Source organism: Bacillus sp. PK6-16 (genome assembly GCF_056530295.1).
In genome coordinates, this window is record NZ_CP096511.1 from 2,794,504 (window position 1) to 2,817,358 (window position 22,855).

General features: G+C 31.9%; 23 protein-coding genes, 1 pseudogene and 1 other annotated feature. Of the genes and pseudogenes, 7 read left to right on the forward strand and 17 right to left on the reverse strand.

What is annotated here, in order from left to right:
- Positions 1 to 51: 51 nt before the first annotated feature.
- A pseudogene (locus M1D66_RS14410) lies at positions 52 to 557 on the reverse strand (acetamidase/formamidase family protein).
- A gap of 296 nt (positions 558 to 853) precedes the next feature.
- Positions 854 to 1,663: an alpha/beta fold hydrolase gene (locus tag M1D66_RS14415; protein ID WP_000029415.1), complete on the reverse strand. Its 810-nt coding sequence runs from the start codon at positions 1,661 to 1,663 to the stop codon at positions 854 to 856.
- A gap of 524 nt (positions 1,664 to 2,187) precedes the next feature.
- Here M1D66_RS14415 and M1D66_RS14420 point away from each other — a divergent pair.
- Positions 2,188 to 2,616 (forward strand): cell wall hydrolase, encoded by a 429-nt coding sequence (locus M1D66_RS14420; RefSeq protein ID WP_001128402.1) that lies wholly within the window; start codon positions 2,188 to 2,190, stop codon positions 2,614 to 2,616.
- Between the two features lie 59 nt (positions 2,617 to 2,675).
- Here M1D66_RS14420 and lysS read toward each other — a convergent pair whose 3' ends face one another.
- Positions 2,676 to 4,229, reverse strand: a complete 1,554-nt coding sequence (lysS, locus tag M1D66_RS14425) for a lysine--tRNA ligase (RefSeq protein ID WP_086412437.1) — start codon at positions 4,227 to 4,229, stop codon at positions 2,676 to 2,678.
- Between the two features lie 83 nt (positions 4,230 to 4,312).
- Positions 4,313 to 4,569: a binding site (T-box leader), on the reverse strand.
- A gap of 72 nt (positions 4,570 to 4,641) precedes the next feature.
- Positions 4,642 to 4,812 carry a DUF2197 domain-containing protein gene (locus tag M1D66_RS14430; protein ID WP_000551048.1) on the reverse strand — a complete coding sequence of 57 codons (171 nt, stop codon included), beginning with the start codon at positions 4,810 to 4,812 and terminating at the stop codon, positions 4,642 to 4,644.
- A gap of 144 nt (positions 4,813 to 4,956) precedes the next feature.
- Here M1D66_RS14430 and M1D66_RS14435 point away from each other — a divergent pair, with 144 nt between their 5' ends.
- Together M1D66_RS14435 and M1D66_RS14440 are read left to right on the forward strand one after the other, a co-directional pair.
- Positions 4,957 to 5,859 (forward strand): SMP-30/gluconolactonase/LRE family protein, encoded by a 903-nt coding sequence (locus M1D66_RS14435; RefSeq protein ID WP_098528814.1) that lies wholly within the window; start codon positions 4,957 to 4,959, stop codon positions 5,857 to 5,859.
- A complete protein-coding gene (locus M1D66_RS14440) occupies positions 5,856 to 6,557 on the forward strand; it encodes a class I SAM-dependent methyltransferase (RefSeq protein ID WP_242554544.1) in 702 nt (233 codons plus the stop codon). The genes M1D66_RS14435 and M1D66_RS14440 overlap by 4 nt, the downstream gene beginning before the upstream one ends.
- Before the next feature lie 253 nt (positions 6,558 to 6,810).
- Here M1D66_RS14440 and M1D66_RS14445 read toward each other — a convergent pair whose 3' ends face one another.
- From M1D66_RS14445 to M1D66_RS14465, 5 genes are all read right to left on the reverse strand, one after another.
- Entirely contained in the window at positions 6,811 to 7,440 is a 630-nt protein-coding gene (locus tag M1D66_RS14445) for a class I SAM-dependent methyltransferase (RefSeq protein ID WP_000397627.1), read from the reverse strand.
- A gap of 256 nt (positions 7,441 to 7,696) precedes the next feature.
- Complete coding sequence (locus tag M1D66_RS14450) at positions 7,697 to 8,194, reverse strand: DUF421 domain-containing protein (protein WP_001021410.1); 498 nt, start codon at positions 8,192 to 8,194, stop codon at positions 7,697 to 7,699.
- 55 nt (positions 8,195 to 8,249) lie between these two features.
- Entirely contained in the window at positions 8,250 to 9,107 is an 858-nt protein-coding gene (locus M1D66_RS14455) for an NAD-dependent epimerase/dehydratase family protein (protein ID WP_000689432.1), read from the reverse strand.
- Positions 9,108 to 9,188: 81 nt separating this feature from the next.
- Entirely contained in the window at positions 9,189 to 10,115 is a 927-nt protein-coding gene (locus M1D66_RS14460) for a zinc-dependent alcohol dehydrogenase (RefSeq protein ID WP_242554545.1), read from the reverse strand.
- Between the two features lie 160 nt (positions 10,116 to 10,275).
- Positions 10,276 to 10,476 carry a hypothetical protein gene (locus tag M1D66_RS14465; protein ID WP_000279694.1) on the reverse strand — a complete coding sequence of 67 codons (201 nt, stop codon included), beginning with the start codon at positions 10,474 to 10,476 and terminating at the stop codon, positions 10,276 to 10,278.
- A gap of 289 nt (positions 10,477 to 10,765) precedes the next feature.
- On the opposite strand from M1D66_RS14465, the gene M1D66_RS14470 reads away from it, so the two are divergent.
- Positions 10,766 to 11,209 carry a cysteine dioxygenase gene (locus tag M1D66_RS14470; RefSeq protein ID WP_001176004.1) on the forward strand — a complete coding sequence of 148 codons (444 nt, stop codon included), beginning with the start codon at positions 10,766 to 10,768 and terminating at the stop codon, positions 11,207 to 11,209.
- 18 nt (positions 11,210 to 11,227) lie between these two features.
- Positions 11,228 to 12,661 carry a 4-hydroxyphenylacetate 3-hydroxylase family protein gene (locus M1D66_RS14475; RefSeq protein ID WP_242554546.1) on the forward strand — a complete coding sequence of 478 codons (1,434 nt, stop codon included), beginning with the start codon at positions 11,228 to 11,230 and terminating at the stop codon, positions 12,659 to 12,661.
- A 132-nt stretch (positions 12,662 to 12,793) separates the two neighbouring features.
- On the opposite strand, the gene M1D66_RS14480 is transcribed toward M1D66_RS14475, so the two are convergent.
- The 3 genes from M1D66_RS14480 to M1D66_RS14490 all read right to left on the reverse strand — a co-directional run bounded on the left by M1D66_RS14480 (position 12,794) and on the right by M1D66_RS14490 (position 15,168).
- Positions 12,794 to 13,108 carry a hypothetical protein gene (locus M1D66_RS14480; RefSeq protein WP_048535495.1) on the reverse strand — a complete coding sequence of 105 codons (315 nt, stop codon included), beginning with the start codon at positions 13,106 to 13,108 and terminating at the stop codon, positions 12,794 to 12,796.
- Between the two features lie 25 nt (positions 13,109 to 13,133).
- Positions 13,134 to 14,504 (reverse strand): aminotransferase-like domain-containing protein, encoded by a 1,371-nt coding sequence (locus tag M1D66_RS14485; protein ID WP_048535372.1) that lies wholly within the window; start codon positions 14,502 to 14,504, stop codon positions 13,134 to 13,136.
- A gap of 70 nt (positions 14,505 to 14,574) precedes the next feature.
- On the reverse strand, positions 14,575 to 15,168 hold the full coding sequence (locus M1D66_RS14490) for a DUF4030 domain-containing protein (protein ID WP_048535369.1): 594 nt from the start codon (positions 15,166 to 15,168) through the stop codon (positions 14,575 to 14,577).
- A gap of 170 nt (positions 15,169 to 15,338) precedes the next feature.
- Between M1D66_RS14490 and M1D66_RS14495 the strand changes: the two genes are divergently transcribed.
- Positions 15,339 to 17,030, forward strand: coding sequence for a M3 family oligoendopeptidase (locus tag M1D66_RS14495; protein ID WP_242283962.1), 1,692 nt, complete (start codon positions 15,339 to 15,341; stop codon positions 17,028 to 17,030).
- A 14-nt stretch (positions 17,031 to 17,044) separates the two neighbouring features.
- On the opposite strand, the gene M1D66_RS14500 is transcribed toward M1D66_RS14495, so the two are convergent.
- On the reverse strand, positions 17,045 to 18,139 hold the full coding sequence (locus M1D66_RS14500; protein WP_242554547.1) for a helix-turn-helix domain-containing protein: 1,095 nt from the start codon (positions 18,137 to 18,139) through the stop codon (positions 17,045 to 17,047).
- Positions 18,140 to 18,470: 331 nt separating this feature from the next.
- Here M1D66_RS14500 and M1D66_RS14505 point away from each other — a divergent pair, with 331 nt between their 5' ends.
- Positions 18,471 to 19,418, forward strand: a complete 948-nt coding sequence (locus M1D66_RS14505; RefSeq protein ID WP_242554548.1) for a phosphotransferase enzyme family protein — start codon at positions 18,471 to 18,473, stop codon at positions 19,416 to 19,418.
- A gap of 78 nt (positions 19,419 to 19,496) precedes the next feature.
- Here M1D66_RS14505 and M1D66_RS14510 read toward each other — a convergent pair whose 3' ends face one another.
- The 4 genes from M1D66_RS14510 to M1D66_RS14525 all read right to left on the reverse strand — a co-directional run bounded on the left by M1D66_RS14510 (position 19,497) and on the right by M1D66_RS14525 (position 22,826).
- A complete protein-coding gene (locus tag M1D66_RS14510) occupies positions 19,497 to 20,075 on the reverse strand; it encodes an aminoglycoside phosphotransferase family protein (protein ID WP_212125776.1) in 579 nt (192 codons plus the stop codon).
- A 116-nt stretch (positions 20,076 to 20,191) separates the two neighbouring features.
- Complete coding sequence (locus tag M1D66_RS14515) at positions 20,192 to 20,986, reverse strand: VOC family protein (protein ID WP_242554549.1); 795 nt, start codon at positions 20,984 to 20,986, stop codon at positions 20,192 to 20,194.
- A gap of 117 nt (positions 20,987 to 21,103) precedes the next feature.
- Positions 21,104 to 21,937, reverse strand: a complete 834-nt coding sequence (locus tag M1D66_RS14520; RefSeq protein WP_242554550.1) for an alpha/beta hydrolase — start codon at positions 21,935 to 21,937, stop codon at positions 21,104 to 21,106.
- Between the two features lie 136 nt (positions 21,938 to 22,073).
- A complete protein-coding gene (locus M1D66_RS14525) occupies positions 22,074 to 22,826 on the reverse strand; it encodes a class I SAM-dependent methyltransferase (protein ID WP_212125777.1) in 753 nt (250 codons plus the stop codon).
- Between the last annotated feature and the right edge of the window lie 29 nt (positions 22,827 to 22,855).

Sequence of the window (22,855 nt, forward strand, 5' to 3'; positions counted from 1 at the left end):
TAAATTAAAAAAGGATGCTTTTATACAAAAGTATCCTTTTTCGTCCCTTATCTATTTAATATGAAATTTACTAAAAGTAAATCCTAGTTTCTCCACATAATCCATCCCTAATTCCATACGCGCCGTTTTCAACGGATCCACAACTTGGCAAACTTTTAAATCACTGGCAGCTGATGTGTGCCACATGAAATGCTCTCTTCTTTCGGTGCAGTACCAATTACACCAATTATTTGATTAATCAGAATTTGCAGTTCGTTTGAAAACAAAACATGTTCATTATGTATTAAGACGATTTTTATTGTATTTTCATGTAGATATTCACCCATTACGCCAAGGTTCACCCCTGTAGTTAAAACACCTTGCTCTGCAATTTTTATCTTTTCAATCGTTACAGCTAATATGTCACCAGGTTCTGCACCACTGATATATACAGGTCCAGTCGTCGGATTAATTCGGTTTCAACCAAATTCCTGAAACGCAACATCTTCAGAGTCAATTTGATTCTCAAAGCAATCATATGTTCCAAATATAAGACGACTCCCAATTTCTACTTCCATATGTTGCTTTGAAATAAACTTTGATTAAACATACCTCACAGACTCGTAATTTATGGTAAACAAGAAGAATTCATTTTGAAAAAAGATTGATCAAAATGAATTCTTATCTAACAAATTTAAGTTTCTATACTATAAAAAGTTTGGTCATTTTCTATCTTTATTCTTCAACAAACGCGCCCTTTTCTTAAACAACATGCATCGTATTATAATTTAGACATAAAGACAAAACCCTAAATTACGAAGTGTCTTATAACTCTTTGGTGTGCTCATACACTACCGATTGATACGTTTCCGGATTAATTCTCAAGAATGTCGTGTAACCTCTCAGCAAACTCTTTATGATGCACTGTGTTATAGCCCACATGGTTTCCTGGAAACTCTGCGAATTCTGTTCCGAGGTGTTCTGCCAAGTTGAATGCGCAATGGTAAGGAAAAAATTCTCGTGAAATACTTCCACCGGCTGGACGTACCTGTATCGATGCAGGTTTTAATGAGTGCTTTAATGCATCGATGTTTAAAGTATAGCTGAGAATTCCCGGGATTTCATACTCAGTGAAATAAATCGAATTGCCGAGTAGTCGCTTTGTTAGCATATCCTTCGATAGTCCGGAATTGCTATCATCGATATTTGACAATAACTTCATGACCTCACTTTTATGATTCCCTTTAAGGTCTTCCATGAAATTTATAGCCTGCTTCAACTCATTTTCAGGTAAAAGTTGTAATAAAACCGGTTCGTGTGGGATTAGTAACTGTACCTGCCCAGGATGGCGTATACACAAATCAAGTCCGATGACAGCACCAGAACTACTTCCGAATATATAAGCCGGTTCATTGGTCAAATTGGCTAGCAGCCGGTGAGCGTCTTCACTATGTGTTTGCACATGGTAATCCTCAGTTTTATTGACGAGATTGCTACGGGAATGACCACGACGATCGTAAGTAACAACGGTATACCATTTAGCAAGATGGTCGGCAATATTATGGAACTTGTCGGCATCACCACCCCCACCATGAATCAAAAGAAGAATTGGACCCGAGCCACGCACCTCATAATAGATGCTTGCTCCAATTACTTGCAATGTTCCGTTTTTTACTATACTCATTTGTACATCTTTCCTTTCTTTTGTCATCTCCCTTAACATTACATGATTGGTGAATGATATAAAATGCAGGAAATAACTAAGAAACAAATTCACCATAAGAAAAAGCAATGTGTGGCTTTAAAATAAAGTTTGATTAAAAATATTGTGTTAAACCGTATTCTATGTTAAATAAAAAGAAACCATTTTGAAAAAAGTTTAATCCAAATGGTTTCTTATCCAGCAGGTTTCTGTTTTATAAAAAAGTTTGATCATATATTTACAATTCTTTGATTAAAGAGATACAGCATCGCAACTTTATTTCAAAACTACACCATACATGGTTTATTCTCTGATGACATCGCGTAAATAATATGGTCTTTATGAATTCGATACATAATACCTCTCCCTTTTATATTTATCTACTATTACTAATTAGCTTTTTTTATACAAGCTCCTCTTAAAATTAAATGTTATTTTTAAGTAAAAAAGCACGCAGATTGTTTTATAACATACACTCTTTACTATAACAGAAAGGTGGTATCACTATGCCCCTTATTCCATACAACGAAAGTGATGTTGATTTACTAGCTCGATTAATTCGTGCTGAAGCTGAAGGCGAAGGTCGCCAAGGTGAGGAGTTAGTTGGATGCGTTGTAGTAAACCGTGTATTTTGTGATTGCTTAGATTTTAAACAACTCCGTACCGTACGAGACGCTGTATATCAAAGCCCCGGCGGATTTGAAGCAGTACAATATGGATATTTTTATCAACGCGCTCGTGAATCAGAAAAAGAAATCGCACGAAAAGTTTTACAAGGTCAATGGCGCTGGCCTGCACGATGGGCTCTTTGGTATTTCCGTCCAGTTGGAGCTTGTCCACCTGAATGGTATAATCAGCCATTTGTAGGACAGTTTAAAAGCCATTGTTTTTATGAACCAAGTGGTGATGAATGTCCGAAAATGTATTCACGATAGTAAAATTTGCAACGCAAGTACTTAGAAATTTTGGTACTTACGTTGCTTTTAAATGTGTTTTAGAAATCTAATAGTGTGATGAATTTTTCTATGCCTACTACATGTATTAATAATGGTATACGAGGACCATTTGATTGATTCATAATGAGCTTATATATAATAGTGAATAATTGTTTTTGATTTTCTTTCATTATTTTTTTATTTTCATGATGACAAATCGTATATAATTGCTCCATTAAGTTAGAGTAATCTTTAATAGAACGAAGTATTTTACAAACTTCTACTAGCCATTCTTTCTGCCTTTCATCTAATGTGTAGTAAAACTCAGCATTTTTCTCCTGATTTACCGCGATTAATTTTTCAGATTGAAAGTTTCTTATCCAATACTCTGCGCGATTACTTATCACTCTCATTTCATCTAATGCATAACTCCTATCTATTTTCTTTAATATCCCCTGTAAAATAGTTGAATCAAAATTTAATAATGGTAACGTTCCTGCTACTTGATTAAATCTCGGATATTCTTTAAACTCGCTATCAACTATAGATAGTTTAATTGCATCAAATAAATCTTCATTTTTGAGCATTTTATTTTCATAACTATCTTTCAATCGTTCATATTCTGTATAATTGCGAATCACATCTTCATCCAACCCAATATGAAAAGCAGCGCCTGGTTTGTATTTTGCAAACATAAAGAGAATTACTTCTGGTATATACACTTTCAATAAATCGCTTGGTGTAATACTATTCCCTGAAGAGCTAGACATTTTTTCATGATTTCCTTTAATACCAATGAAATCGTAAGCAACGTAATGAGGCGCTTCACGATTGAATATTTTCCTTGCAATTTCTTTTGATACATTATAACTACCCGTTTCTGATGAATGATCTCTTCCACCCGGTTCAAAAATAACATCCTCTATCATCCATCTCATCGGCCAATCGATTTTCCAGTTTAGTTTCATTTTATTTGTATTTAATACGGATAATTCTTTTTCATTTCCGCATTCACATTCATACCGGACTGTTTTTAATACTTCATCAAAATATGTAATAGTTGTTGTATCTTTTCCACACCTCTCACAATATAATGCAGCTGGATAAAAATTGTTTCGCTCTTCTTCACTACACTCTCCAGTTTTAAAGTCCATTAAAATATCATATATTTCTTTTCGTTTATACAAAGCCTCTAAAATATTTTTGTTATACCTTCCGCTTCTATATTCATCATGTTGATAAATAAATTCTACTTCAATTCCAAATGCTTGAAGCGATTTTTCAAACTCTTTTTCAAAATGCTCCGCATACGAGTTATAACATCCATACGGATCTGGAATATCACAGTATGGCATACCAATATACTTCGCAAAAGAAGGATCAATATTTTGGGGAACTTTTCTAAACCTATCATAATCATCCCACGAAAATATAAAACGAGTCTTTTTCCCTAAATCTTGAAGTGCTCTTACTACGAAATAAGTCGTTACGATTTCACGAAAATTCCCAATATGAACAGAACCTGACGGACTAATTCCTGATGCACAAACAAACGTTTCTTTATTTGGATGTTTCCTAATTAATTCATGTGCTACTTCATACGCCCAATGCATATATTACTCACCTCGATTATTTTTTTGTTTTCGCATTTTCAGTTTTATGCAATAAAAAAACTCCCACCCCCAAGATTATTCATCTTGAGGACGAGAGTTGTTAGCTTCGCGGTACCACCTCAGTTTGTTAATATGTCACCATATTAACCTCTTCAGGTACGGCAAAATATGCTTATACCCTATCTCTATAACGGGAGAATCCGTCACACCATCCCTAAATAAATTAGTTCCTTGCGCAGCTCCAAGTCTTTTTTCGTTAAGATGTATACCGCTCTTTCTCAGCTACCAGAGCTCTCTGTACGTATTCTTTCTTAACTACTCTTCTCTTCCATGCCATTTTAAATATTAGTTTTTTAATATGATAATTTATAACACTTTTATTGTCAAACTTTTCCGAATTAAAAACATATAATTACCTAAAAAAATTCTTTATCGCTTCTAATTGAATTTTATGACTACACTCATCACAACAATATACCCCGTTTGGTTTCTCTTTAAATCGCTTATATTTTTCACTGCCTTCGTAAACACGAAATATATTCTTACAAGAAAAGCAAACAATCTCATAAAACATCATATGCATTTTCCTCTCCTTGTTTATACACTTTTTTAATCACTTGTGAGAAGGTCATTTTTCTACAGTATAAATTTTAATATCCTTTGACTAAAAGGTTTACCTCTATTCTTATCGAATTATATTAATATCTTATAACGCGAGGTGAACATCTTGTTCAGTAATATAGAATTAGTTTTAGATGCTAAAGCAAGTTTAGCTGAAGGACCATGTTGGAATGGAAAAAAGCAACTTTTATATTGGGTTGATATTATGGAGAGAAAATTATGCATATACAATCCTACCGCTAATACGAACCGAGTAATTGCTCTCAATCAACAAATTGGCTGTGTTGTTCCATATTTAGAGGATGTACTACTCTTAGCTATGGAAAAAGGCTTTTATTCTATTAATGTAAATACCGAAAAACTGACACATATTTTTGACCCTGAACCACATTTAATAGAAAATCGTTTCAATGATGGAAAATGTGATCCAGCTGGTCGTTTCTGGGCAGGTTCTACAGATACATACGGTATGAATGCTGCAGGTTCCTTGTATTGTTTACATCATAATTTAAGTGTAGAGAAAAAAGTTTCACATGTAAATACATCAAATGGAATTGCTTGGTCACCTGATCATACATACTTTTACTTTATAGATACACCTACTAAAAAAGTGGTTCGCTATCAATATAATATACGTACTGGAGACATTCATAATCCAAGTGATGTAATCATTTTCTCTGAAAATGATGGTCTACCTGATGGTATGACAATTGACGAAGAAGGTTGTTTATGGATTGCACATTGGGGAGGTTCAAAAATAACTAGATGGAATCCATCTACTGGAGAACAAATATTAAATATTCCAATTCCAGCTTTATATGTAACATCATGTACATTTGGAGGACCTAATTTAACAGATTTATATGTTACAACAGCCAGAACAAGAATGACGGATGACGAATTAAAAGAGTATCCACATGCTGGTGGTATTTTTCGAATTCAAACAAATATAAAAGGTTGTCCTACATATGAATTTTGCAATAAAAATATTGGAGTTGAAACAATGTGAACCGTATCGATTACATAAGACAAGAAGAAAAGAAATATCACGACCTTTGCTATGAACAATATAAACTATTTGAAATTGGCTCTTGGCTGTACAAACCGGTTAAAATAGTTATGGACTTGATGGATCACTTTGAAGGACAAAACAACTTGCAAGTACTTGATCTTGGCTCTGGCGTCGCTAGAAATAGCATTCCAATTGCACAAAAGTTAAGAAATACTAGCGGCACTGTTACATGTGTTGATTTACTTAATTCCGCTTTAACAAAGCTACAAACTTATAGCAAAGAACATGCTGTATTCGAGGTTATAAAAACAGAACAAGCAGCAATTGAAAACTATCATATTGACTCTAACGCTTATGATTATATCGTTGCAGTATCAAGTTTAGAACATGTCAAATCAGAAGAAGATTTTAAAAACGTACTTCATTCTATGAAAAAAGGGACAAAAAACGGCGGTATTAATTGTTTGATTATTAACTCTAACATACAAGAAATTGATTTAAAAACGAATGAAGAATTAGAAGCTTTAATTGAAATTAATCTTTCAACCGAAGAAATGATAAGTACTTTAAAAAGCATTTATAAAGAATGGAAAGAACTAAAAGTTGAAATAAAAGAATTAGCTTATGATATTATTCGAAATGAAAGACACATTCAATTAAAAACAAATGCTATAACGTTTGTAGTTCAAAAATAATCGTATAATAAAGATATGATTATTTCTCTCAGATTTATTTTTATTGCACGAAATTTGCAACTATAAATATTTATGAAACAAAAAATAAAAGAGCACTTGTTTCCGCAAGTGCTCTTTTTGGGGATTTTGAGATATCCTATTAAAGAAAGTTAAGGTTACTTAAAGTTAATAGGTACTTCTATTATATGCTTGTCCTTTTTATTTGTGCATAATCAATATATAAACATCTTTAATCATTCTTAATAACTTTTAATTATAGTTCTCTCTTACATTTTATCGTAAAAAAATTGATTGAAGGTTTATTTACCACGTTCTTATTTGGTTCATCAATTTCCGAAACTTGTACTAATCCATATTGATTAAAATCTCGTTTTATAGATTCAGAATCATAGAAGAACATTTTTACGCCTTCCATTATTTCATAATAGTCTTGCTCCAGCTGTTTTCCTTTTCCGTACATTGGGGCTTTTTGAGAAACAGTTGTAAAAACCATATATCCGCCTGGTTTTAACTGATTATAACAATCTTCAATAAATTTCTCTCTTTCCTGTTCATTCAACAAATGAAGAAGTGCATGACTAAATATCCCATCATACAGTTTGTTATTAAAAGGCATCTCATTTACCGAACCGTGATAGATACTAATATCTTCTAGTCCATTTTGCTTTGCTAAATCAATGGCTGTTTTTGAAATTTCAATACCTGTTACATTTATACCATTATCGATAAAAACCTTTGCATTTCTTCCATATCCAATACCTGGAATTAATATATCTTTAACGTTCTTTTCAAGAAAAAAATCTTTTGTCAAAATTGCAGATTCTGTAGATTCAAATCCCCACATCGTTTGTTTTTCGATAAAACTTGATTCCCAAAATTCCATTATGTATCTATCTCCTTATTTTCAATCCATTTTTAGTACCACATTAAAAACTTATAAATTTTAACGCTGCGTCTACCTATGCCAAATTAATTTTTTACCACATTCACTATAAGTCCATTGAATATAGCACAATTATAAGCCTATATCTATTATAATGATTGGTTTAAAATCCACCCTATTTTATTAATCCTTACATTTGTAGAAAAATAAAAAAGCCAATACTTCCGTTATAGTATTGGCTTTTTCTCACGAGAAATTATCTTTTTATATTGTACCGATCTAATACTTTTTCTAACATTTCTAAAGTTATTGGTTGTGCTTCTTTTATTAATTGATAACCAATACGACCATTCGGTTCCGCTGTAACTTGCTGTAAACTCTTTACATCATGGATTCCTTTTTCTCTTAATTGCATATATAGTTGTTGCTCCGACATTTTTGCCTGCATCAAATTCTCTTTTACAATCTCTCCGTTTTCAACAATTATAATGTTACTTCCATTTAGAAATTGTTCCACCTTCCTTGATTTCAATTCAAAGAAATGAATGATAAGTAGTATGCTTGCAAATATGATAGCCGCAAATATAGATGGGACTACTTTTCTACTTAATACAGGTTCCACAATAATACGGCCGATTGATACAACTATAATGATTTCAGCTCTTGTCATTTGGCTGACAGATGCACTACCTGTCATTTTCAAAACAATTATTCCAGTAAAAGTTAATATAATGCTTTCCAAAATTATATTCATAATAACCCAATCCTTTAATGGTGTATTTTACTATCATTCCCATTAAAGTTGTGTTTTACTTACCTATTAAGTTGTTAAACCCTTCAGACCATGATGGAAATAAAGGTATCCAACCATACTCTTTACGCGCCTTATTATTGGAAGCTCCTCTTTCCCAACTATCTTTCCCATCTTGAACTTTAGGCTTAGGTGCCCCTATCGCTGCTGCATATATTGGTAACCATTCTTTACTAGTTGCTGGATAATTATCTACAATATTTACGATTCCTGAAGGCCAATTAAGGGCTAGCATAGTAGCTCTTGCAGCATCTTCGACATGTATAAACGAGATTATCCCATCTGATGCAATAATCTCATGATTACGAACTTGATTTGCTATTAATCCGTTTTCCGCATACCATGTTCCTGGTCCATATAATGTGCCATAACGAAGTATTACCGATTCAGGTAACTCAGTAACAGCTTCTTCTAATTTCAATATGCCATTAACAGTGACTTGTCGAGGCATGGAAGCAGTAATATGTAGTGAATCTTTTTCAGTCGCAAATGTATCCCCTGGTTCATACGCCCATGAAATACTTTGAGCGATTATTTTCTGTACCCCTACATTTTTAGCTGCATCGACAAGGTTACGAGTGCCTTTTGTTCTAATTTTTGCATTATCCTCAAAATCCCATGAAGATAATGACGTTAATTGATGAATAACTACATCGGGATTTGTTTCTTCTAATACAGAAAATACAGCCTTTCTATTAAATACATCAGCTATTACTGGTATGGCACCAACCTTTTTCATTGCTTCTACTTGCGAAGTATTACGGATCATCGCAAAAACTGTATGCCCATTTTTTATTAACATTGGCAATAAAGAACGTCCTATTACACCCGTTGCACCTGCTACAAATATTTTCATATATGTTCCTCCTCATTTAGTAATCATAAATGTGACGAAACATTTGTAAGGTATGTGACAAATATTTTCTCATTTTTTTCGTTATTCATATGAAACATATACTTTTAATGGTTTAATTATCCCTAAACTCAATTCATCAAAGCATTGTATGAGTGAAGTATAATGTATTTCATGTTGAAAGATCTCTTCTATAAATGATGTTTTTCCTATTTCTTCAAAAAAACAATCTGCATGCTTTTGATAATCGTATCCATCACTTGATCCAATGATTTGCAATTCTTTCTGATAAAAGTTAGCAGTTAATGTTAGTTCTTCTATATTACCATCAGATAGTATACATATTTTACCATTAGTTTTAAGAGCTTTTTGCAAAGTATGGAACCCACTATTTGTAGCAGAACATTCGAAACCATAATTATATGTTTCTATTATTTTCTCTTCTGAATCATATATGTTTTTCGGACCAAACTTCTTTGCAAAATCTCTTCTATTTTTATTAGGCTCAACAACATCCACGTGCTCAATGCCTACATAGTATTTTAAGAAATAACAAGCGAGTAAACCAATAACTCCCATTCCAGTTATAAGTACTTTTTCATCCTGTCGCGGGTTTAGTTTCAATACTCCTTTAGCGGCATCACACGAAAGAATAGATAATAAAGCAACTTTAGGTTGTATAGAACAAGGCACTCGGATTACTTTATGCCCCTTAACTATCCCTATCGTTTCATGTCCATAAAAAGAAACTACTTTATCACCTACGTTTACATGTGTTACTTTATTACCAACTTGAATCACTTCACCATAACTTTCATATCCAGTTTTTCTTGGATAAAAAGGATTCGTTTCCGTAACATCGGATCCATTATACTGTGGTAACTCGGCCCCAATGCTTATCGCTCCTGCGATTGTTTTAACGATAATTTCATCGTCCTGTATGTCCTTAATTTCATTTATTTCCCACTTGAGTTGTTTAGGCCCTTTTACAATTAACTTATATTGTTCCATTTATATCCTCTCTTTTTATAAAGATGTTATAAGTAATATTGTTATCCATCTAGATTTCGACTAAATTTATTTACCTAATAGATGATAAATTACCCTTGCCCACGTTTATACCGTTAATGCTCCTGCACCTTTCTGTTCAGCGTCTAATACTTTAAGATTACTATTCTGATAACATTTTAAGAAAAGTCGTTGCCGCCCAAATGAAATACGCAAGTTGCGTAACGATATACATCGTAATTTCAAAACCTGTAAGCTTTCTTTCCTTTTTTATTTTCTTTAAATATCTATAAAAACAAAATGAACATAAAATCAGTAAAACAATAGACATTTGATATAGATTTTCCACTAAAAGAACTGCCATTTATTTCATCACCTTTCCAATAAAGTGAAACTTTAATCAGTGGGGGGTTGTTCATCCTCCACTGATTATCAGCCCTCACCAGTCGGCATTTAACGGGATAAAAAATATATAGTTCAAGCATATCATTTTAACGGAACTAATTAACGCAATTTTCAAATTAAATGAACTTCCTAAGTAAAAAAAGTAACTTTTTGGAAATGTTTCAATACAATATTATGTAATTCAATACGCTCTATATAATATTAGATTAGGTTTTCTTTTACTGTACATGCTTAGGAGGAAGTTTTACATGCAATTGATTCATAACATACAAAAAACGTTTAATAACCTATGTAACTACGATACGGTCAATTTAATACACGCTATTCAATCATTAAATATTTCACTTCATAAAATATCTCCTTTTATTACTTCACCAGTTAATCTTGAATACGGACGGAACGTTATCTATCAGTCTGAATTTGTAGAGATTTTAGTATTAAATTTCCCCAGCAAAGCAAAGACTTTTGTGCACGATCACGGAATATCTGTAGGATGTATACTAATAGTCAATGGTACGCTACAAAATATAACGTACGAAAATAATAGCGAGCGGATTGAAGAGTTTACAGAGGGAAATATTTTCACAGTAAAAAAAGATACTGTGCATAAAATGTATAATGCTACAGATTCGGCAGTAATAACTTTCCACGTATATTCCCCACCATTAAAAGATGTCCAAATATATGAATAGTCTTTAGAAGGAGGAAATATGCAAAATTTGAAAGATTACTATATAAAGAGCTTACAAGATGGTCGTAACGTTTGGCTCTATGGACAAAAAGTAGATGTAACTACAGACAAACATTTTGCAGGAACATTAAGTACCATTTCTAATTTATTTTCATTGTTTGATGATCCAATACGAAGAGATTCTGTGGGATATGTTAGCCCAAAAACGAAAGAATTTGTCCATACAGCCTTTTTAATTCCGAATTCCTATAACGAATTATTAATGAGGAGAACCGCTTTTGAAACGTGGAGTTATGCTACAGACGGTGTAATGAGTAGACTATCTGATTACGCAAGATCGAGACTTACCGGCTGGTACGTATCAAAATATTTTTATAAAAAATTCGATGTACCGTTTCCAGATAAAATTACATCTTATTATGAAGAAGCGAGAGATAATCACTTGTTCTTAAGCGTAGTTCAACGTGATCCACAAATAAATCGATCTACAGAATCAATGTTGAATACAAATGACTTAGGATTACTAAGAGTTACGAAGAAAACTTCTGACGGAATTTATTTAAGTGGTGCTAAAATGATCGGTACTGCTTCTCCTTATTCAAATGATTTATTAATCTATCCATTAGCAAAACTGACTGATACTCAAAAAGATTTAGCTCACTTTCTCATTGTGGCAGCCAATTCCCCTGGATTACATATGGTTTGTAGAGAACCATTTGCGAATACACATTCAATTACAGTTGATTCCCCTCTTAGCTCACAGTACGATGAAATGGATGCACTATTAATCTTTGATAATGTATTTGTACCATGGGAACGAGTCTTACTATATAACAACCCTGAAGCGTTATGGGCAATAAAGTCAGATGTAGCTTCTAGTAGTTTAGCTTATCACCAAGCAATTGTACGATTAATAGTAAAGCTAGAATTTATAACTGCAATTGCTTGTGAAATTGCTGAAGCGATCGGTGCTACTACTTATTTGCATGTTCAAGAGAAGCTTGGGGAATTAATTATGCAAATCGAAACAATTCGCGCACTTTTAATTGCTGCAGAAGTTGAAGGTACTACAAATGAAACGAAAACTTATTTGCCGAATTTTAAATATATCGAAACTGCAAGGAATCTTGGTTCCAAATATTATCCCCGTGCAATAGAAATTTTACAATTAATTGGAGCAGGTGGGTTCATTCAACTTCCTTCGAGCTCGAATGACTTCCAAAGTCCGATAGCTGATTTATTGAAAAAGTACTTTAAAGGAACGAATATAGATGCCGAACAACGCACAAAATTATTTAAGTTGACCTGGGATATCATTGGAAGTCCATTAGGATCTAGACACGAATTGTATGAAAGATTTTATGCCGGAGATCCAATACGAAATACAGCTACACAATATGTAAATTATGATAAAAATCATTTTAAAAAGATGCTAAGTAAATATTTACATTAATGAAAAAGAGCACTCTTTTCTAAGAGCGCTCTTAAAAAACATATAGTTATTCAGTTACATATATAGTTGCTCCGTCCACAACTGCTACTTTTCTCTGTAATGGTTTCATTTTATTCACCTTTAGTTTTCTTCTTATACATGATCCTTATCATATTTTCTCGTATAGACTTCCCCATTCTGAGTAACTAATTTTAATGCAATTTCACCACAAACTCCATGTGGTATTTCAAATTCACCTTGTGCATTTGAAATACTACGCATCTTACTTTCAATTGAATCTTCATAAATTTTCACATTAGTTATAGGTTCGTTATTTTGATCTACAATAATACCTCTTGAATACTTTGCAACTGCTATGCATTGATCTCTTTTTTTATATTTAGCCACAACCATTACACCAACTACTATAGCGCTACATACAAACAAGAGAATGATTTTTCGCCTCAAAACCAAACAAACCTCCTAATTCAAATTATTCTTTTCTAAACTGAAAATTAAACTGTCTTAATTGCTTGATTTCCCCAATTACTTTACGAATACCTTCTTCAATCTTATCTTCTTTTACATTCGAAACATTTAATTTTAATAGTTTTTCTTTAGGGAAATTCCTCATATAATTCTTATCAATAGTATCGACACTTATTTGCATGTCACCTAATTTTTGTATAAGTGTTTCTGTAACTATGTTTTTCTGCATTTCTAAACAGGTGTGTATTCCAAGTGTGTTTTGTCTATTATATGTAAATAATGATGAATTTTCATTTTGCACTTTTTCTAATGTTTCTGCTAGTTTTATTGATCTATTGTAGTAGGAAGAATTAATTTTACTTTTATGACGTTCAAACATACCGCTCTTTATATAAATTTCTAAAGCCGCTTGAGAAATCATCGGACTATCAATATCTAGTATTTTTTTGTATGTATAGAACGCATTTGCAATGGATGGTGGAATGACCGCAACTCCAACCCGTAAACCTGGAAAAATAATCTTCGAATAACTTTTCAAATATATGACATGACTACAATTATCCAAGCTATATAATGGATCTGCTTTTGAATCAGTTTCTAAATCTGCTAAATAATCATCTTCCACTATAAATACATTGTATTTCTTAGCCAATAGTGTGATTTTTTCTTTCTCATCTTTAGAATAAGACGTTCCAAGCGGATGATGATATCTCGGTATCGTATAGAAGAATTTTATTTTTCCGGTTTGAAATATTTGCTCCAATTCATTCAAATCGATACCTTCATTCGTACGTTTAATACCGATTACAGGAACTTTATTTATTTCTAGATAATCAATATATAGATGATATGTTGGTTGTTCAATTAATACCGTTTCATTTCCATTCGGAAATGGTATAGAAGTTAATATAGCAAGTGCCTGCTGAACACCTGATGTTATAAAAATATTTTCTTCTTTTGTAAAGACTTGATAATTTGCTAGTTGTTTTTGAATAACTGGTATTAAAGATGGTAAGCCTTTCGGCGTTCCATATACAAACAAATCATTTTTATACGTATCAATAGCCTTATTAATACAATGTTGAAAATCTAAATACGGAAAAACATCTGGATCTGGTGCTGAGGAGGCAAAATCAATTATCTCGTTATTTTCTATAGTACTCTCTGATTTTTTAACAACGTAGTATCCACTTTGAGGGACAGAATATATAATGTGACGCTTTTCTAATTCATGAAGAGCACGTATAACTGTTGCCTTATTACATTCATATTGCGTAACGAGTGACCGTATAGATGGTAATTTCTTTCCTTCTCTTATTTCTCCATTTTGAATCATATTTTCTATGTCGTTTAAAATATGTAAATACTTATACATCTTACACCTCCTTCAGCAATTTTATATTTAATTATATCGATTTTTCATTCATATAGCATTCATTCCTCAATTAGTTAATTTTCCGATCATCTATATCGTAAATCCCAATAGCATATGAATCATTTTCAATCCATTTCTTTACTGCTTCTGTTTTAAGTACCCCTTCAACTTCTTTTTCTATTTTCTGTCCAAGTTCTCTCGCCCCTACTTCATCATCGCTAATCTTAGTTTTTATATCAATGGTAACAGGTTGATTCTTTTTATAATTTATTTGCTGAATACCAACCCCTTCATATCCATTTTTTCTGAATACGCCATCAAATATCTGTCCAAAAACTAACTCCCATCTATGTTCTGCATTTACAATCTCCTTGTTTCTTTGAGATACATTTACTTTATAGGACATAACGCCTTGAATTTGCAATCTTTTATTAATTTCTTTTTTTATTTCGTTAGCATTTTCGCTATCAGCAATCTCTAAATCTACTATTCTTGCTTTTTCATCCCATATAGCAGCACTAAAAAAAGATTCCTGCTTTACCGCGGCTGTAGCAATATCCATCACTATAGACTCTTCACTTTTAGCATCTTCAATGTCATTCTCACAGGCACATAATAAAGCAAGTGGAAATAAAAATACAAGTAACTTCTTTCCCTTTCTCATGCAGCACCCCTCCATATATTTTCATTTACGATAAACTTTTTACTTTGACATATAAATACCTTCTTTAATTATTAAATTTAACATTATTTCACATTTACCCCACTTAACAAGGGAATTACAATTAATAAATAGAATATCTCTATGAATACATAAAAAGTGAGGGATATATAATGCAACATGTAAATACGATTGATATTAGTAATGTACTACAATTAGAAAAAACTCTTTCGTCTTTATTAAACAAAATGATTTCTTCAAAACTAGACCTTGAAAATTGGTTAAAAGAGCAGTCAAAAATGATTTGGGAAATCGAAGAACAATTAAGATCACATTATATCGCCTTTCAATGTAATACGGATGATGAAGAAATAAAAGATACTTTTGAACATGATCAACAATTTGTAAAGCCACTTTTAAAGCGGTACCAAAATTTATTGGATAATAAATATTTAGAGTCACCTTTTCGAATGGAATTAGATTCTAATCTATATGGTTTATTAGATGCAAAAATAAAAAATGCTCAAAAGTTATTTTGTGAGGACAATATCGAATTAGAAATAAAGGAAGACAAATTAGTCACAGAGTACTTTGAAATCACTGGAGGATTAAGTGCTATTTGGGCCGGAGAAGAAAAAACGATAACAGAATTACAATCGTATTTACAAGATTCGAATCGTGACATCCGTAAAAAGGCAAAAACCATTATTTCTGAACAATTTTTATCTGTTGAAAAAGAACTCCAAAACATATTAAATCAATTAATTGAAATTCGCCATCAAAAAGCAAAAAATATTCAACTAGAGAATTATCGCGATTATATGTTCAAAAAATACGAGCGTTTTGATTATTCAGCGATAGATTGCTATGAACTAGCTGAATCCATACGTAAGTATGTTGTGCCTCTTAAAGATAAAATATTACTAGAGAAAAAAGAGAAACTGCAAGTGGATACGCTTCGCCCGTGGGATGTATCAGCTGTAACTCCAGATCAAAAAGTACTTAAACCAATTGCAAATGAAAATGATTTAATTGAAAAGAGCACTCATATCTTTAATAAACTAGATGTTGAATTTTCAGCACTTTTAAACCGAATGTATAAACACAATTGTCTTGATTTAACAAGCCGCAAAGGAAAAGCAGCTGGTGGCTTTTGTGAGTACTTACCAGCTTCACAATTATCTTATATTTTTATGAACTTAAATTATACACAAGATGATATTGTCACTTTTATACATGAAATGGGGCATAGCATTCATAACGAACTCATAAAACCATTAAAATTACGACAGTATATAGAAATTCCAGCTGAAACAGCTGAGCTAGCCAGTATGACAATGGAGTTATTCTCGCTTAATTATTGGGATACCTTCTATACAGACAAAAAAGATTTAAAACAAGCAAAAATTAACTTCTTTAAAGATGTTATTTCATATTTACCTATTATGCTTATTGTCGATCAATTTCAACACTGGCTGTATGAAAATCCAAGTCATACTTCTGAAGAAAGAAATGAAAAATACTTACAACTTCAAAAACATTATCAGTCTAGCGTCATACATATTGATGGCTACGAAAACTGGATAGCAACGAGTTGGTTACCTGTACTCCATATTTTTGAAGTACCATTTTATTATATTGAATATGCGATCGCCCAACTTGGTGCATTACAAATGTATAAACAATATAAAGAGGATCCTAAGCAAGCACTAGAAAATTATAAAAAGGCATTATCACTAGGAAGCTCGCAATCTATAAAAGAAGTGTATGATGCAGCCGGTATTCGTTTTGATTTTTCTGGTGAAACAATTAAAGAATTAATGCTATTTGTAGAAAAAGAATTAGAATTACTTGAGCAATTATAAGAAGAAAGCTGCACCTATATTTTTGGTGTAGTTTTCTTCTTTATTTTATTAATCAGTTCTATGTACTGAGAATCTCCATATCCGATTGTAGGAAAAAGATGAAACAACTTCGTTAATAATTCTTGAGTTGATAAATCTTTATTTTTAGAAATGAATTTCATTACTGCATTATCTTCAGTTAACATTTCTAAAAATAAGTCTATAGCCTGATACATTACAGGTGGTACCTTATGAGAGGTCTTTTTATGGTTTACTAATACTTCATTGTATATAGAAGAATAATTCCCCAATTCAAGTTCAATTTGATTTACTTTAAATTCATCCTCTCTAAAGCTATTTAAGTATACCTTCCCTTCATAAGCAGACTGTTCAAGGTGAGAAAGTATGGTAAGTAAATTCATTTGGCAAAACATATCTTCACCAAACCATAGAACAATACATTTATACTTTTTCGTAAAAAGGTTTTCTAACGGATCTATAACCTTTTTTATATAACTTTCTACTGAACTGTTATGTCCTTTCGCTCTTGTTTTAATAAACTCTTCATTAAAAACTTGAGTAGTAGCCGAGTTCACACACATTGCCTCATTAAATGGTGCATAATCAGAATCACCCATTAGCTTTTCGTTTTTAAATTCTTCATACATAACTTGACCATTTAATATGTTAAGTACCTCTTTATCAAATAGCTCACTCTTCCTGTCTCGTAACTGTTCAACCTCTATTTTTCTAGAAATATTCATTTTAAACGCCCCTTCTTTATTTAAATTTAGTTTAACAAATGATTGAATAGGCATTTTGTTAAGTTGGTATTCTCTTGGATTCATTCCAAAAACATTTTTAAAACTTCTACTATAAGCCTCTTGGGAAGAGTAATCGTAATCCAATGCGACCTCAATTATCTTCCTACCATTCTTTAAATCTTCCGTAGATAAATACAACCTTCTAAGAAGAATATAACGTCTAATACTGAAACCCGTTACTTGATGAAATTTAAAAGAGCAATAATAAGGAGAATACCCCATGTAACGAGATAATTCATCTAATGAAAATCTCTTTTTTAAATTGCTCTCAATCCAATTAATCATCTGCTGTATATGTTCATTCATTTCCTTCACTCCTTATTTAAAAGTATAGGAGAAGTGCGTTTCTTTCTTTTGATATTTCTTGTGTTTTATAACATGAGCCTTTCTCTAAAGTCTTTATAATCTATATATAAGTATTAATTTTATATTTTTTCATCTATCTTATTTTGTCATACCTTCTATTCATTTTTCAATTTAGCGTTAATGAGTATGTTGGCAACACCTTACTAATTATTAAAGGTCAATTTACATCATATTTCATTTTAAAGGATTTCAAAAATTAAACACGAATTTTATAAAATAAAATTCTATTAATTCCCAAGTTAAAAAATTAAGGTTTGGAAAGGACGTTTCAATGAACAAGCTAGAAAAAGAAATACTTCAATTCATAAATGAACAGTATCCGTTGAATTTTATTAACATTAAGCCAATAACAAATGAGATGTATGAATGTCTTACAGAACAAGGTACATACTTCAGTAGAATTACAAACTACAAAACATATGAAGAACAGATAGAGGAAGTTTTATATACGAATTTTTTATATCAAAATGGTTTAGGTGTTCCACCAATAATCCCTTCATTACAAGGAAATTTTGTAGAAAAATTCCCATTAGAAAAGGAGATTTTTGCTGTATTATATAAAGCTGCTCCTGGTATACATTTACCAAGGTCTGAATGGAATTCTAATATATTTAAAAAACTTGGTAAACAAATCGGAAAATTACATCGTATATCTAAAAGCTTTGAAAAGATTAAACCAGTAAAACATATAAACGATTGGTATGAAAATGAAGAATATAATTTTCTTAAATACATCCCTAAAGAAGAAAATACAATAAGAGAAATTGCATCTGACGTTTTAACTTCCATAAAAGAGCTACCAAAATCCCCTTCAAATTACGGCTTAATACACGGAGATTTATGGTTAGAAAACATTTTAGTCGAAAATAATTCAAACTTAACAATGATAGATTTTCAAGACTGCGAAAAACATTTTTACATATTCGATTTAGCCGTTCCTATTTATAGTGCGATAGAATATTCATTCGCTGGAAATGGGAATATCGTTGACTATGAGTATTCTATTACAAAAGCACTATTTGAAGGCTACCAAGAGGAAAATGAGCTACCAAAAGAGATGATAGACAAGTTTCCATTATTTATTAAATTAAAGGAGATTTTTGAGTATAGCTTAATGCATATGTATTGGGATAAAGAAGACTTAACGGAGGAACACGTACGGATTATGAACCTTTATAGGATGAAGATCGAAAATGAGAATACCTATATCAATATTTAAGAATGCTGTTGTTTAACTGCAAGGAAACTTTGGTTAAACAACAGCATTTATTAATTAGCTGACAGCCTTTTTTATGACTTATAAATACTGATTCAATAATCTTTTCAAATACACTTCATTTTGCGGTGATACTTTTTCAGAAAATCTAGCTGCAATAATTATAGGAGCCCATTGAAAAACTTCATCTCTTGATAAGCCGGTACGACTGCAATATATATGTAAATACATCTCAGCTAATTCTACCGAAGATTGTGAGTACAACAAGTATGTTCGAAATACATCTGCGCGAATATCACCTGAACTAGCATCTACCCAATCTATAACTTTCACTTTCTCTTCCTTACTCAAAATCAAATTTTTTTGCTCATTAACACAAAGACCGATATAACGCTCTGCCTCATTTAAATTATTAAGCAGAAGATCACCAATGTTGTCCCCTTTTACATGTTCCATAATAATTGCCTGTCTATTTTGTATCTTTATTACTTCAAATACGTTTGGAACTGGCAGCCCGCATGAATACGCATATTTTTGTTTTTTTGCTTCCTTTATAGACTCTGTATCTGGGAGGTAATCTTTAAATAATTTTACAACCTTATCATCAGTTAAATAAATTTCTGCAGTATTCCCTTTTGCAATTGGATTACCTAAAACCACTTCATTTCTCCCCTTAACATAAATTAAAATAACACCTTATACTTCTCTTTAAATTCACTGTAACCCTAGCTAAAACCTTCTTCACGAATATACAAAAAACTTACCGCTTTTCATCCTTAAATAGAAAGCGGTAAGTTTAATTGTTTAGGAATATCAGAATGAAACTCTGATGTATGCACAATTGAAAATGTATATCCTTGCTCAATAAATGATACTTCATTACGTTTACATTCAAATGATACACTATTTTTCTTAAAGTTATTTTGGATTCGCTGTAAAAATGCGACGTCTGGTGTTCCAAAAGAAACGTGTACTTTCGGTGATAGAGCTTTCATCGCGATTGGAATCCAAGGTCGCTGCCACCAAGTTGCGACGACATAAGCAGTGCCACCAACTACAAAATTAAAAATATCCCCGTCTTCCATCGTTTTCATATTTAGATTTGATTTTAGCCATTCCGTAAAAACAGGTACACTTTTAACAGGAAGACCAATTTCCCTTACATATAAAATGTTTAAAGGTGACTGCGGTACTAATACATCTTCTTTAACATAACTATGCGCGATAATTTCGAGTAGATTTCCATCTCCGTCTTTAAAGTATAAATTGAATCGACCATCCTCTTCATCAATTATATGACCATCTTTCCATTTCACAATGAGTAATCCAGACTCCTCAAGCCATCTTGCTGTTTCATGAAATTTTGAATATGGGATTTCAAAAGCAAAATGTGCAGGTACAATTGGTTCATACACTTCTTGAAAACTAATTGTTGTATAAGGTGTTACTTCAAATTGAATGAAGGATGCTGTTTCTTTTTTTATTGGAAAAGATAATATGTCCTTATAAACTTGTTTTACCCCTTCTATGGAAACCGTTTGTAGTTTTATATCTGATATATGTGTAATCACTTTACATTCCCCCTCATTTCTTATTATCTATTCGTATTGTATTACACTTATAAACAGATAAAATCAAACGGAAGGATGGATTTTTCATATAGAAACTACAACTTTAGTATGAATATGTTAGCCCCAATTATTTTTTATTTCCGCTATAACAATTTCTTGTTTATCCCAGTGCAACATGTGTGTAGTATCAGGAATTACTTTTACTATACTGTCCGTTTTCTCTTTAAAAACATGTACTGTCTTATCTCTATAATCCGCCCAAACTTGTGGGACTGTAGCTCGAAGTAATACAATATTAGCCGGTAGCTTCTCATATATATCTATTGTTTCATCTTTATGCATACCTCTTATTATATTATTAGCTGTATTCCCCCTGGCATGCCACCATACTTTATTATCCATTTCGATCCCTAGATCCTTTACAGCAACTTCTAACAATGAAGACCACCTAGTATAAGCTTCTTTTTCACTTTTGAAAAATTCGTCCCAATTATTAAAAACGTATTCATCAAAGTCTTTTTCATAATAAGCAATTTCTTCTTCCAACGCTTCTTCTTGAAGCCTTTTTGTTTGATATCCACCATCAATAAGAATACTTCCTTGTACTTTTTCTGGATGATTTAACAAATAAAATAACGCTACAAAACTTCCCCATGAATGTGATAGAAAATAGAAGTGTTCGATTCTCAATTCATTTATTATTTCATTTAACCAATTTGCTAAATTTTGCATCTCATAATCTTCTGTTCTTTCAAATGGCGGGGTTTTACCGTGTCCAGGTGCATCAACGGAGATAAATCTATACTCTTCTTTTAATTCTTCAGCAATTTCTATAAAACTTAAACTCGTACTACCTAATCCATGTAAACAAAAGATAACGGGCTTGTCATTATTCCCCCATTCAGTAATATGTACATTTATTTTTTCATTGCTAATATAGTAACGTTTCAAAACATTTATCCTCCATATTTTGATTTTTTAATTTATACTTTATTTATTTCTATTATTTTCAAGTATTTCCTGTATTCTTTTCCACACAAAAAGCTGCTTTTCATTTAAAGAAAAGCAGCTTTTACACTAAAATATATTATAATTTAACAGCGATAATCATAAATCTTTTTGAATTCGTACGAATCCCTTTTTCAGAACTATTCGTTTCAATGAACTTTTGTAAAATAGTAAAATCTTCTTCCTCTTCTCCAAATCTAGGAATAATAGGCGTATGTTTTAATAAGAAAATGAGATCTTCAGACGTACTGTAATAATCAGTAACATCATATTCACGTACTTGCACGAGATCAAATCCTGCACTAATAAGTTCATCCATATACTTTTCTTTTAAAGTGCCATCTCGTTCATCTAAGCATTGTCCTCTGCCAAATGCTTCTTTCAGGTTTAATTTATCATTCTCACTTACTTGTTGCGTTAAGAAAAAAGCACCTCGTTTCATTACTTTCGCTAACTCAGATGCTATAAACGGTGCGTGACAACTTGAAGCGATATCAAAATGGGCATTCTGAAACGTTAACGCTTCAGAACCCATTTGAAGAAACTCAACATTTTGTACACCTGATTTTTTCAAGTTGGAATGTGCCGTTTCAATCATGCCGTTAGAATTATCAATTCCAATCAACAATTTAGCTGATGATGCTATGTTAAGTACATTTTCTCCTCCGCCTGTACCAACATCAAGTAAAATATGTGATGGTTTACACCTTTCTTTTACCTCACTATAAAAGTTCCATGTATCTCCTACAGTTTCACATTTTATTTTACTAAAATCCCATCCATTTAATCTTCCTACTTTATCATAGAAGCTTTTATACTCTAATTCGTTCATCTTATTATTTCCCCTTTGTAAAAATAAAT

Bases quoted from the DNA above. Each gene is read 5' to 3' on its own strand.
- M1D66_RS14420 (WP_001128402.1), top strand. From the start codon at position 2,188: ATGCCCCTTATTCCATACAACGAAAGTGATGTTGATTTACTAGCTCGA.
- M1D66_RS14475 (WP_242554546.1), top strand. From the start codon at position 11,228: ATGCAAAATTTGAAAGATTACTATATAAAGAGCTTACAAGATGGTCGT.
- M1D66_RS14490 (WP_048535369.1), bottom strand. From the start codon at position 15,168: ATGAGAAAGGGAAAGAAGTTACTTGTATTTTTATTTCCACTTGCTTTA.
- M1D66_RS14465 (WP_000279694.1), bottom strand. From the start codon at position 10,476: ATGGCAGTTCTTTTAGTGGAAAATCTATATCAAATGTCTATTGTTTTA.
- M1D66_RS14495 (WP_242283962.1), top strand. From the start codon at position 15,339: ATGCAACATGTAAATACGATTGATATTAGTAATGTACTACAATTAGAA.
- M1D66_RS14415 (WP_000029415.1), bottom strand. From the start codon at position 1,663: ATGAGTATAGTAAAAAACGGAACATTGCAAGTAATTGGAGCAAGCATC.
- lysS (WP_086412437.1), bottom strand. From the start codon at position 4,229: ATGCATTGGGCGTATGAAGTAGCACATGAATTAATTAGGAAACATCCA.
- M1D66_RS14430 (WP_000551048.1), bottom strand. From the start codon at position 4,812: ATGCATATGATGTTTTATGAGATTGTTTGCTTTTCTTGTAAGAATATA.
- M1D66_RS14455 (WP_000689432.1), bottom strand. From the start codon at position 9,107: ATGAAAATATTTGTAGCAGGTGCAACGGGTGTAATAGGACGTTCTTTA.
- M1D66_RS14460 (WP_242554545.1), bottom strand. From the start codon at position 10,115: ATGGAACAATATAAGTTAATTGTAAAAGGGCCTAAACAACTCAAGTGG.
- M1D66_RS14470 (WP_001176004.1), top strand. From the start codon at position 10,766: ATGCAATTGATTCATAACATACAAAAAACGTTTAATAACCTATGTAAC.
- M1D66_RS14445 (WP_000397627.1), bottom strand. From the start codon at position 7,440: ATGGAATTTTGGGAATCAAGTTTTATCGAAAAACAAACGATGTGGGGA.
- M1D66_RS14450 (WP_001021410.1), bottom strand. From the start codon at position 8,194: ATGAATATAATTTTGGAAAGCATTATATTAACTTTTACTGGAATAATT.
- M1D66_RS14525 (WP_212125777.1), bottom strand. From the start codon at position 22,826: ATGAACGAATTAGAGTATAAAAGCTTCTATGATAAAGTAGGAAGATTA.
- M1D66_RS14485 (WP_048535372.1), bottom strand. From the start codon at position 14,504: ATGTATAAGTATTTACATATTTTAAACGACATAGAAAATATGATTCAA.
- M1D66_RS14505 (WP_242554548.1), top strand. From the start codon at position 18,471: ATGAACAAGCTAGAAAAAGAAATACTTCAATTCATAAATGAACAGTAT.
- M1D66_RS14500 (WP_242554547.1), bottom strand. From the start codon at position 18,139: ATGAATGAACATATACAGCAGATGATTAATTGGATTGAGAGCAATTTA.